The organism is Nostoc sp. C96 (assembly GCF_059384975.1).
This window is the reverse complement of sequence record NZ_CM182020.1, coordinates 3,409,221-3,421,499: the sequence shown is the minus strand read 5'-3', so window position 1 is coordinate 3,421,499 and position 12,279 is coordinate 3,409,221. Positions and strand designations below refer to the sequence as shown.

The following is a 12,279-nucleotide window of genomic DNA, read 5'->3' as shown; positions in this document are numbered from 1 at the left end:
TTTATAGTATTAATTCACTGCTGCCATTTACGATTATGGATCGTTATTTGCTCAGTGAATTGCTCCCACCATTTTTGTTTGGGGTTGGGGCATTTTCTTCAATTGGCGTGACAATTGATGCGGTATTTGATCTCATCAGAAAAATTGTTGAATCTGGTCTACCTGTAGGCATCGCTATTCAAGTTTTCTTGTTAAAGATGCCATATTTTATTGTGTTAGCTTTTCCTATGTCTACGCTGTTGGCTACTTTAATGACCTACAGCCGTCTTTCTAGCGAAAGTGAACTAATTGCCCTACGCGGCTGTGGGGTGAGTGTCTATCGGATGGTGCTACCTGCGGTGATGTTAAGCTTGATAGTTACAGGTATGACATTTATCTTTAACGAACAAGTTACACCAACGGCTAATTATCAAGCAAATCGAATTCTAGACAGCGCCCTAAAATCAGACAAACCAATTTTAAAACAGCAAAATATTTTTTATCCAGAATACCGCGATATTCAAGAGGCCGATGGAAGTAAAACAAAGCGACTAGCACGGCTTTTTTATGCTGACCAATTTGATGGTAAACGGATGAAAGGTTTAACAATTATTGATAGAGCTACAGAAGGGCTAAATCAGGTAGTTGTGGCAGAATCGGCGCAATGGAATGGTTCGCAAAGTGTCTGGGATTTTTATAATGGAACTATTTATTTAGTTGCTCCTAATGGTTCTTATCGCAATATTTTAAGATTTGAACAGCAACAACTCAAACTCCCCCGCACACCGCTGAGTCTGGTAGAAAAAAGCCGCGACTACGGTGAGATGAATATTTCCGAATCATTAGAACAGTTAACAGTGGAGAAATTGGGAGGCGATCGCCAAAAAATCCGCAAGCTGCAAGTGAGAATTCAACAAAAAATTGCTTTACCGTTTGTCTGTTTAGTTTTTGGCTTAGTAGGCGCAGCAATGGGAACTGTACCTCAGCGTACTGGGAGAGGTACCAGTTTTGGCGTATGTGTGATTGTGATTTTTACTTACTATTTAATGTTTTTTATTAGTGGAGCGATCGGACAAGCAGGTATTATCTCTCCCTTTTTGGGTGCTTGGTTGCCTAATTTTATTTTCTTAGTTATAGGTTTATTTTTATTGATGCGAGTAGCTAGACGTTAACCTTGAATTTCATCAAAGTGCTTAACGCACCGTTTTATCCGGTGGTGCGTTTGGCTAAAGCCGTAACACACCCTACTAAAGATTTACTACTCCAAAATAAAGACAATGAGGGGAAAATGGAAAATGAGCGACAACTTGGTAGAATCCTACTAGCCGATCATAAAGAGATAGAGAAAAGGGTAAAGAAACATTGCAACTTAAAGACGCTTTTGCTGTTTTTTTGGCTGCGGTGTTTCTCCCTTCACCAAAGTTTGCATTTGCAAGTTTCTAGTTATACCCTCTGAATTTTAAATTTTTGCGACAATTTTTCTGATGACAACAGCAATTTCTGATCAAAATACTGCCGATTTAGCCGCTGATGATTATGTCGTTATTGGCTTGGCAACCTGCTTTATTAAAGAAGATGGGGAAGTTCATCAAGTTGAAGTAATTGAACCAATTCCCTCTGCGTCTTTAGAGGCATTAATGAAAGATATTCCGACTTCTTACAAACTGGCTTATGCTACAACCTTGGGAGCAGTATTAGATGGTGAGACACCATTATTACCCGCAGGCTTCCCCACATCGGCACAGTTTGGGGAAGAATTTGCTCAACGGGTGTTTGCAGCGGTGCGGACTTATAAACGCACCGAAAGCAGCAAAAATCTGATTCCTTTAGGGACAACTTACACTGATTTTAAGTATTCCATTGAACGCAAACGCGTGTTGAATGCTGCCAGAGTTGTGAATAAAGAAGACAATGTGAAACAGCATTCACATACACATAAAGTTCTTTAAATACAAGGAATTATGCTAAAACTTTACGGTGGTGCTTTTAGTCGGGCGGCGATCGCCAAATGGTATCTCGAAGAACTCGAAATTCCCTATCAGTTTGTTCAGTTAGATATGCAAGCTGGCGAACATCGTCAGCCAGAATATTTGCAGATTAACCCAATGGGTAAAGTCCCGGCAATAGTTGATGGCGATTTTCAACTTTGGGAATCGGGAGCAATTTTGCTGTATTTGAATGAGAAGTATGGTAAATCTTCAACTTCTCTAGAGGAACGTGCAGAAATATATCAATGGGTGTTGTTTGCTAACTCTACCCTCGCATCAGGAATTTTTACAGAATCCACCAGAGAGCGAGAAGTACCCAATTTGTTAACTCCGTTGAATGAGATTTTTCAACAAAAACCCTTCGTATTGGGCGATAAATTTAGCGTTGCGGATGTGGCGGTGGGATCGGTTCTTGCTTACATACCCATGATGCTGAAACTAGATCTCAGCGCGTACCCAGCAGTTGTGGAATATATCAACCGCATATCTGAACGCCCAGCGTTTAAAAAAGGAATTGGTGGAAAGCCTTAAAAGTAAAAAGTAAAAAGTAAAAAGTGAAAGGTAAAAAGTAAAAAGATAATCCCCATAAATAAATGGAAAATTTAGGGGATGTCGAGGATACTTTTAAAGTATCCTCTAAGGCAATTTTCTTTACTTTTGCCTTTTGACTTTTAACTTTTAACTTTTACTTTTACCTTGTTAACCTGTGATTTTAGCTAGTGCTTTATCCAAAGCTTGCAAAGCTTGGTCAACTTCAGCCTTACTCACAATGAGCGGTGGGACAAAGCGGACAACCTTTGGCCCTGCGGGGACAAGTAATAAACCTTCTGCAATGGCGGCGTTGACAACTTCACCAGCAGTTAGCTCGATGTCTGCTGCTAATTCCATACCATTGATTAAGCCCCAACCCCGCACCTCAGAAATATAATTAGGGTATTTGGTGGCGATCGCTCTTAATCCAGAACGCAGCTGTTCTCCCCTCTCTTGAACATTCTGCAAAATATTCTCTTTTTCCAAGGTTTGGCAAACACTCAGCGCCACACCACAAACAAAGGGATTCCCACCAAAAGTGCTGGCGTGTTCTCCTGGTTGAAAAACAGCACAGAATTTTTTACTCATCATTGCACCAATGGGAATTCCACCGCCTAAACCTTTGGCGCTGGTGAAGATATCTGGTTCGACACCCAGATGTTCATAACCCCATAAATGACCACTGCGCCCCATCCCGACTTGCACTTCATCAAAAATCAATAAAATGCCGGTTTCATCACAAATCCGCCGTAGTTTTTGGAAGTAAGCCACATCACCAGGACGCACGCCGCCTTCGCCTTGTAATGGTTCGATTAAAATTGCTGCAACCTGATAATCTCCTTCATCTAACTCACTAATAGCTGTTTCGACAGCGGTAATATCGTTGTAAGGTACGTAATGGAAACCAGGAACCAAGGGATCAAAATATTTTTGATACTTGGGTTGTCCGGTAGCGGTAATCGTTGCCAAAGTCCGCCCGTGGAAGCTGGCGTTAGCCGTTAAAATAATTGGCTTGTCTATTTCTAGAACTGTATGGGCATATTTACGTGCTAATTTAATCGCCGCTTCATTAGCTTCTGCACCAGAGTTGCAGAAAAATACGCGATCAGCACAAGAATGTTGGATAATCCATTTGGCTAATTCCCCTTGTTCAGGAATGTAGTACAAATTAGAAACATGATGCAGCTTTTGAATTTGGCGTGTCACAGCTTCAACCATTGCTGGGTGGGCGTGTCCTAGTGTGCAAGTGGCAATTCCTGCCACAAAATCTAGATATTCCTGCCCCTGTGTATCCCAAACCCGGCATCCTGCACCCTTGTCCAGGGCTAAAGGAAACCGACCATAAGTTGACATCACGGCTTCGTTAAAGCTATCCGTATCAAAAGGAATAGATGACACTGAACCTGATGCTGGGGGGATGCTGGCTTCTTCAACTAGAGTTTGAAAGCTCACTACCGCTCCTCCTGAAAATATTTCATCTTAGACTTACTTACTAGTTTCCTCGAAATTGTTAAAAATTTCTTGGGATTGATCGCAAATTATGATTTCTTTTAGGCTAACGCTTAAATATCCTTAAACGAAGAACACTGGTGAAAAATAACTTTGTATTCCACTCTTGAGATAAAATATCAACGCATTCAAAAAGAGTTAATGGCAGGAGCGATCGCCCTTGGGGGTGTGTTCCTGATTGGCACTTTATGGTACAGATTCGTTGAGGCGTGGTCATGGGAAGATGCCGCGTACATGACAGTCATTACCTTGGCGACTGTGGGATACGGAGAAACACACCCTCTGGGCAGCCGTGGACGCTTATTTACCATTGCCTTGATTTTATTGGGCGTAGTTAATATTGGTTATATTGTCAATAGATTTACAGAAGCCATCATTGAAGGCTACTTTCAAGAAGGAATTCGGCTACGACAACAGAGGCGGGTAATGGAATCCTTGACAGGACATTATATTATTTGTGGATTTAGTCGTACTGGTCGGCAAATTGCCAGAGAATTTCGGGCAGAAAGTGTACCCTTTGTCATCATAGATTCGGAGATTGAATCTGTACAACGGGCGCAGATGGAAGGTTATATAGTATATCAGGGTGATGCCACACTAGATGATACATTGTTCCATGTGGGGATTGAACGAGCCATTTGTATAGTTGCGGCACTACCTTCTGATGCAGAAAATTTATACACAGTATTATCGGCAAAAACATTAAATCCAGAGATTCGGGCGATCGCTCGCGCCAGTACAGAAGAAGCATTACAAAAGTTACAGCGTGGTGGTGCAGATGCCGTAATTTCACCATATATTACCGGAGGAAAACGGATGGCCGCAGCTGCCCTCAGACCGCAAGTATTAGATTTTGTCGATGGGATTCTTTCGGGTGCAGACAGACAACTGTATATGGAAGAATTTTTACTTGATCCCGCCTTCTCTCCCTTTGTGGGACAAACACTGCAAAAAGCCAAACTGCGATCGCAAACTGGTGCATTAGTCCTAGCCATTCGCCGTAGCGATGGTAATCTCATCGGTGGCCCCACTGGTGACACAATATTAATGTCAGGAGATACCCTAATTTGTATGGGTACAGCCGAACAGTTGCGGAGTTTGAATCAAGTTCTCGTTCCCATTGGTTCGCAAAAATTACGCAAGCCGAAAAATCAGTGATAGGTGATAGGGGACAGGTGATAGGTGATAGGTTACAGGGGACAGGGGATGTATGGCTCATCTTGAAAAGAGCGATCGCAATTTTTACCTCTAAACGGCTATCTTTGCAACAATAATAATAGTTATATAAATTTACTCCTACCTTCTGCCTTTTCTGCCTTCTGCCTCCTGCCTCCTACAGAGTCATCTACCCGAAACCTTATGCTTACCCAAGATAAACAACAACGGAATTGGCAACCTATTATCAAAGCATTTGAGGCTGTCCTTGGTAAAAATGGTGTAATTCAACGCCGCGAAGAATTAATTACCTATGAGTGCGATGGTTTGACTAGCTATCGTCAACGTCCCGCTGTGGCTGTATTACCAAGAACCACAGAACAAGTCGCTGCGGTAGTGAAAATATGTAATCAGTATGCTGTCCCCTTTATTGCCCGTGGTTCCGGTACAGGATTATCTGGCGGGGCTTTACCATTAGAAGACTCTGTATTGATTGTCACCTCATTAATGCGACAAATCCTTAGCGTTGATTTAGACAACCAGCGCATAGTTGTACAGCCAGGAGTAATTAATAGTTGGGTAACGCAAACTGTTAGCGGTGCAGGTTTTTATTATGCACCAGATCCTTCCAGTCAAATTATCTGTTCTATTGGCGGCAATGTTGCTGAAAATTCTGGTGGAGTGCATTGTTTAAAATATGGTGTCACAACCAATCACGTTTTTGGGTTAAAAATCGTCACACCAGAAGGCGAAATTGTCGATTTAGGCGGACAAATTCCCGAAACACCGGGATATGATTTAACAGGTATATTTGTTGGTTCGGAAGGGACTTTAGGAATCGCCACAGAAATTACTCTCAGAATTCTCAAAAGTGCCGAATCAATTTGTGTATTATTAGCAGACTTTACAAGTGTAGAAGCTGCGGGAGCCAGTGTTTCTGATATCATCAGTGCCGGGATAATTCCTGGTGGCATGGAAATGATGGATAACATTAGCATCAATGCTGTAGAAGATGTTGTGGCAACTAATTGTTATCCGCGAGATGCTACCGCTATTTTATTGGTGGAAATTGATGGTTTAGAAGTAGAAGTTGCAGTAATTAAACAACGCATTACCGAAATTTGTCAACAGAACGGAGCGCGGAATGTAACTGCTGCAAGTGACCCAGAAACCCGCTTAAAATTGTGGAAAGGACGCAAAGCTGCTTTTGCTGCGGCTGGACATTTAAGCCCAGATTATTATGTCCAAGATGGTGTAATTCCGCGAACTCAATTGCCTTACGTGCTGCAAGAAATTGAAAACTTAAGTCAACAGTATGGTTATAAAATTGCTAACGTCTTTCATGCTGGCGATGGCAATCTTCACCCTCTAGTTCTTTATGATAATTCTGTACCTGGTGCATTAGAAAAAGTTGAAGAATTAGGTGGAGAAATTCTTAAACTCTGCGTAAAAGTTGGTGGTAGTCTTTCTGGTGAACATGGTATTGGCTCAGATAAAAAATGCTATATGCCAGAAATGTTTAACAGCATAGATTTAGAATCAATGCAATGGGTACGACAAGTATTTAATCCCCAAGGTTTAGCCAACCCAGAGAAGATATTCCCCACACCCCGCACCTGTGGCGAAGCCGCAAATGCTATGAATCACAAGCAGTTTGAAGGTGTGGAAAGATATTAACCAATGTATTTTTACACGTAGATTTAAACCTAACAGCTTGTCAAACTGACTGATCAAATTTGTTTTGCATAAAATATTTGCACAAGTTTGATCAAGTCACTTTTGGCAGGTTCACCATTATGCAACCATTTTATTAAATCATGAGGATATAACCAAACGCTCTCAACAAAATCATTTTTATTGTAATTAGGTTCATAATCTAATTCAATTTCATAAACTTTCATAAAAGCAGATACCTTATGTTGATGTGGCGTTAAATATCCTAATAAACTAAATTTAACCTTGTTTAACTCTAAGTTCAATTCTTCATTAAGTTCACGTCGCAAAGCATCTTCATAATTTTCTCCACTTTCAACATGACCTCCCATACTCACATCAAGGCAAAGAGGAAAAATCCTTTTTTCTGCTGAACGTCGAGGTATCCATAACTGACCTAATGAGTTAGTAACAAAAGCATTAACAACTCTAAAATTGCATAGTCCTTGACAATATATGTCTGAACGTCTTTTCTTTCCAATAATGCAATCTTTCTCATCTACAATATCTAGTAACTCATCATCTTGGAGCATAATAAAATTCCTCTATTAAATTTTGCGTGCAACAAACTTCAAATTAAATCGCCTAAATAGAAGTACTATTATCCGGAAGATGCTAAATTATCTTGTATTTATAAGTGTCCTTTTCAAACGCAGTCAAACCTACTAATGAATCGGTTGACTAAACATTGGATTATTTACTTAATATCTTTAGAATTTATACTTTGCATCACAGTATTTTCTCTCCCTTCTTTTTCATTTTATTCTCAACCAAAGAACCAGCAAATCGTTACAGAAATTCGTGGGGTTTGGTTAACTAATGTCGCTAGTGGTGTTCTATTTGTGCCTTGGGGAATTGACCGCGCTATCAATCAATTATCAGCATTGCATTTTAATACGATTTATCCTGTGGTGTGGAACCGAGGTAATACTTTTTATAAAAGTATTGTGGCAAAAAATATTATTGGTGAAGAAGCTGAACCTGTGCTGAATTTTATCCACGGTGGACAGGATGTTTTAACAAAGATAATTAAACTTGCTAAACCAAAAGGTATAGCGGTTATTCCGTGGTTTGAATATGGTTTTATGACACCGCCAAATTCTCAGTTAGCCAAACTTTATCCTAATTGGTTAACTATTGGGCAAGAAGGTGTAAATTCTGTGAAAGAATTTTTGCCGGAAGATGTTAACAATGGGGCTGTAAGTAAGCAGGCTTGGTTAAATCCTCTACATCCAGAAGTTCAAGAGTTTATTTTAGGGATGATTTTGGAAGTTGTGAGTAATTACAATATAGATGGTATTCAACTTGATGACCATTTTGGGATGCCTGTACAATTTGGTTACGATCGCTTCACAGTCCAACTCTACAAGCAAGAACATCAAGGTAAAAATCCGCCTAATGACCCGTTTAACAAAGAATGGATGCGTTGGCGGGCTGACAAAATTACCGCTTTTATGGGTAGAATCTATCGCAGCATCAAAGAAATTGAACCGAATGCTAAATTATCGCTGTCTCCGAATGCACAAGCTTTTGCTTATAAATACTATCTGCAAGACTGGGAAACTTGGGTAAAAAATGGCTGGGTGGATGAGTTGGTGCTGCAAGTATACCGCCATAACCAAAATAGTTTTAGAACAGAACTGCAACAATCAGCGGTGAAATTAGCCCAAACTAAAATTCCTGTAGTTATTGGTATCTCTACGGGAACTTTGCGAAATCCGGTGAGAATTTCTCAAATTAAAGAACAAATTGATATGGTGCGCGATCGCTCTTTTTCTGGTACCTCTTTTTTTTATTGGGAAAGTTTATGGGGCTACATCGCACCCGAAACACCCCACAAACGGCGCAAAGTTTTCCAAGAACTGTTTAACACTAAAGCTATTAGACCTTTACCCGTAGACGAAACAGGTAGCAGACTCAGGCTTTGATCAAGGGGGGGCGCTAAGTATAGCAGAAGGCAGGAGGCAGAAGGCAGAAGGCAGAAGGCAGGAGGCAGAAGGAAAAGTCTATTCCTGGCATTCAAGCTTTCAAGTTGTCCTAACATATCTGACTACCGCTATAACTAATGACCATTGACCATTGACTCTTGACCACATTTGAACTTTTTTGATTTTTCTCGCGCTGTATAGTAATCTCTACCGTGCTTTACTGGCGAGAATTTCATGTTCTTCACATCTACTAAAACTCAATTTAGTTTTACATTGCAGTGGGCGATCGCTACTGTGGGCGGTTTTCTGGTAAGTTTGTGCTGGATTGAAGTCGGTGAAAAGTCAGATGTGGGGGTAGCGCAAGCTTCTTTGGGAGGTTTGGCGATCGCATTTCCCCAAAGTTTGATCATTCGCGATCATATTTTGTCTGGGCGCTGGGTGTTAGTTACTTTGTTAGCTTGGGCGACAATCACCGCTATTGGTGTGGGTGCTGTGGGTTGGATTGTTCCTAATACACAAACTTTTCCCCTCAGAGTATTTTGGGGGACAACTTTAGGTGCTGTTGGCGGCTTTGTGATTGGCTTGGCGCAATGGACAGCCATCCGCAAGTCTGTGGCTTTGTCATGGCGCTGGATATTTATCAGTGCGATTAGTTGGGCGATCGCTGTACCCAGCGGTTCAATTGTGGGAATAGTTTTATTACGCTTCACACGGTTATTTTTAGGTGAAGTTGCTGGTTTAGCAATTACTTGGATTGTGGTGGCAATCTTAACAGGGATCAATGCTTACCGACTATTGCGATAGTTTCTCATCACTGAGGAAGTTCAAATAATCTTGCAATATTTTGTTATTATGATGTTAATTGCTTTGTATATTAAAATAATATTAAGAAATGTAAGTTTTGGCAAATATTGCTTTTGAGTATACTTAGATATGTGCAACAATCTTAAATCATTCTTCATAAACAATGTTCAATAAGTTTGCATCCAATTGCAAATGTACTCTTACCTTCAAGGAGCTATATTTGTTGAGTTTACTGCTATTAAATTTCTGCTATTTCTGATAAGAAATAACAGAAGAACCAAATATCAGTCAAGCAAAGACTGACAATGCTTTGCTGTAGCGCTAAAAAGCATTTTTCATGACTTAGCATCATCAGGGGTAGCGCTTAGAGAAGTCATTAATAGCAGACAGGGACGCTCCGATGAATATAAATCCGGGTGAATCAACCATTGAGTTGAAACAACAATTGCATTCTCAGGTTCTCTTTGACACAGAATTAGACAAACACAGTAGCAGTAGTGAACAGTTTTTACTGAGCATCTATAATTCTGTGCAGACATCTATATTTATTGTGGATGTTCTCGAAGATGGAGATTTTCGCTACGTAGCTTTAAATCCAACCCATGAGCGATGGCTAGGAATTAGTTCCGAAAATCTGAAGGGGAAACAACCCGAAGATATTCTCTCACCAGTTGATGCGGCAAAAGTGCGTCAGCATTATGCTGACTGTGTGCGTTTTGGTAAAACCATTTCCTACGAACAATGCTTGCAATTTCAGGGAGTGGCGACTTGGTGGAGTACCACACTCACACCATTGCGGGATGCGAACTCTAGAATTTACAGACTGATTGGCACAAGTAGTAATATCACTCCCGTGAAGCAAGTAGCCCAAGCGAAAGAAATACAGACAGCCCAAGAGCAACTTTTAGAAGCGATCGCCCAATGGATTCGAGAATCGCTAGACTTAGATACACTGCTGCATCAACTTGTGAAAGAAGTGCGGCATTGTTTGGGTGGCGATCGCATTTTGGTTTACTCTATTCAACCTGACGAAACTGGTGTAGTCATTGCCGAATCGACAGTCACAGCTAATTCATGTATAGGGCAGAAATTCCCCGATTCTAGCTTGATTGGCAAATATCAAGAACGTCATGGACGTGGTTGTATTCAAATTATCGAAGATATTTATACAGTCGGCTTACATCCTAGCCAAGTCAAGTTGCTAGAATCTTGGCCAGTCAGGGCTAATTTAGTCGTACCGATTTGGTCACAACAGCAGTTGTGGGGGCTGATAACTGCCCAGCATTGCCATCAACCCCATCAATGGCAAGAAATCGAAATTGACTTACTCAAACAACTCGCAACCCAAATTGGTATAGCAGTCCACCAAGCCAAACTACATGAGCAAGTACAACATCTGCAAACCCAGCTAGAATTACAAAAACAGCTGCATCAAGTCCAAATACAGCAAGCCCAGAACTTTCAACTACTAGTGCGCCGCATTACCGAACAAATCCGCGATCATCAACCAGCAACTCTGGTAATGCAGACAGCCACTCAAGAACTAACTCAGTTATTGCAACTCCAGTCTTGTTACATTGAGATTTACAGTGCTTGCGAAACACAAACAACCGTTACTTATGAACACACAACTACCTCACCCGAATATCAAGGACTGACCAGAAAAATTGCAGACTTGCCAGCAGTTTATCAACCATTGTTAGCAAAACAACCTTGGCAATCTTTAGAAATAGTTCCCGGATGGCACCCGCAATTACAAGTTCTCACCCAGTTAGCTTGTGCAATTTTTGACGACCAAGGCATTTTGGGTAACTTGTGGCTCAATCGAGCTACCCAAGATATGTTTGATGAATGGGAAATTAGTTTAGTGCAGCAGGTCGCCAACGAATGTGCGATCGCCCTTCGCCAAGCTAAAATTGACTCTACCAATCAAGTACAAAAGCAAGTATTAGCACAGCAAGAACGCCTGAAAAACGAATTTTTAAGAACCCTTTCCCACGAACTACGCACACCCATAACTAGCATTAGCCTCGCCGCCCAAACCCTTGAAAGTGTGCTTACCCCAGAAGGCATCTTAGATATCGAAATCGTACCCCAACTATTGCAGATTTTGCAGAACGAGTGTGGGCGAGAAAGCAAGTTAATCAGCGATTTAATGCAACTCTCATATCTCGAAGCCGAACCGCAGACTCCCACATTCATCGCCATTGATTTACAAACATGGCTACCTCCTATTGTGGAATCTTTTCGAGACCTTTCCCATTGCCAAAGACAAAAATTGTACCTCAATATTAATCAGCAACTCCCACCTCTAGAAACAGACATCACTGATTTAGAACGGATTATTACCGAACTTTTAAACTATGCGTGCAAATATACCCCATCAGGCGAAGCAATTAGCGTGTTCGCTGATTTCACAGTCGATGCAGTACAACTGAAGATTAGCAACTCCGGCTTAGAAATTCCGGCTAGTGAAATGCCGCGAATTTTTGAACCATTCCATCGTCTGATGAAAAATGATCCTTGGACATATAGTGGTACAGGATTAGAAATGGCTTTAGTACAGAAGATGGTGAAGCATTTAGGTGGCTCAATCAATGTAGAGAGTGTAAATGGTCAAACTACCTTCATGATCAAATTTCCGAGATAAAGCAAAATTCAGAAGTCAGAAT

Annotated in this window: 10 protein-coding genes; 8 read left to right on the top strand and 2 right to left on the bottom strand. The window is 41.0% G+C overall.

All coding sequences use genetic code 11. From position 1 onward, the window contains the following. Positions 1-35: 35 nt before the first annotated feature. From AC504W_RS14510 to AC504W_RS14500, 3 genes are all read left to right on the top strand, one after another. A complete protein-coding gene (locus AC504W_RS14510) occupies positions 36-1,151 on the top strand; it encodes an LptF/LptG family permease (RefSeq protein WP_494873042.1) in 1,116 nt (371 codons plus the stop codon). Positions 1,152-1,463: 312 nt separating this feature from the next. Beyond that, positions 1,464-1,928 (top strand): hypothetical protein, encoded by a 465-nt coding sequence (locus AC504W_RS14505; RefSeq protein ID WP_494873041.1) that lies wholly within the window; start codon positions 1,464-1,466, stop codon positions 1,926-1,928. 12 nt (positions 1,929-1,940) lie between these two features. Then, entirely contained in the window at positions 1,941-2,498 is a 558-nt protein-coding gene (locus tag AC504W_RS14500; protein ID WP_494873040.1) for a glutathione S-transferase family protein, read from the top strand. Positions 2,499-2,666: 168 nt separating this feature from the next. Here the strand turns inward: AC504W_RS14500 and AC504W_RS14495 are convergent, their stop codons facing one another. Next, positions 2,667-3,950 (bottom strand): aspartate aminotransferase family protein, encoded by a 1,284-nt coding sequence (locus AC504W_RS14495; RefSeq protein ID WP_494873039.1) that lies wholly within the window; start codon positions 3,948-3,950, stop codon positions 2,667-2,669. Between the two features lie 150 nt (positions 3,951-4,100). On the opposite strand from AC504W_RS14495, the gene AC504W_RS14490 reads away from it, so the two are divergent. Further along, complete coding sequence (locus tag AC504W_RS14490; RefSeq protein ID WP_494873038.1) at positions 4,101-5,165, top strand: potassium channel family protein; 1,065 nt, start codon at positions 4,101-4,103, stop codon at positions 5,163-5,165. Positions 5,166-5,366: 201 nt separating this feature from the next. Then, positions 5,367-6,839, top strand: coding sequence for a glycolate oxidase subunit GlcD (gene glcD / locus AC504W_RS14485; RefSeq protein WP_494873037.1), 1,473 nt, complete (start codon positions 5,367-5,369; stop codon positions 6,837-6,839). A gap of 53 nt (positions 6,840-6,892) precedes the next feature. Here glcD and AC504W_RS14480 read toward each other — a convergent pair whose 3' ends face one another. Continuing rightward, positions 6,893-7,408, bottom strand: coding sequence for an NUDIX hydrolase (locus AC504W_RS14480; protein ID WP_494873036.1), 516 nt, complete (start codon positions 7,406-7,408; stop codon positions 6,893-6,895). A 135-nt stretch (positions 7,409-7,543) separates the two neighbouring features. Between AC504W_RS14480 and AC504W_RS14475 the strand changes: the two genes are divergently transcribed. The 3 genes from AC504W_RS14475 (at position 7,544) to AC504W_RS14465 (ending at position 12,257) form a co-directional block, all read left to right on the top strand. After that, the gene (locus AC504W_RS14475; RefSeq protein ID WP_494873035.1) at positions 7,544-8,803 is read left to right on the top strand and encodes a glycoside hydrolase family 10-like protein; all 1,260 of its coding nucleotides are present in this window, start codon (positions 7,544-7,546) and stop codon (positions 8,801-8,803) included. A gap of 234 nt (positions 8,804-9,037) precedes the next feature. Then, complete coding sequence (locus tag AC504W_RS14470) at positions 9,038-9,607, top strand: hypothetical protein (RefSeq protein WP_494873034.1); 570 nt, start codon at positions 9,038-9,040, stop codon at positions 9,605-9,607. Between the two features lie 400 nt (positions 9,608-10,007). After that, complete coding sequence (locus AC504W_RS14465) at positions 10,008-12,257, top strand: sensor histidine kinase (RefSeq protein WP_494873033.1); 2,250 nt, start codon at positions 10,008-10,010, stop codon at positions 12,255-12,257. Positions 12,258-12,279 lie beyond the last annotated feature (22 nt).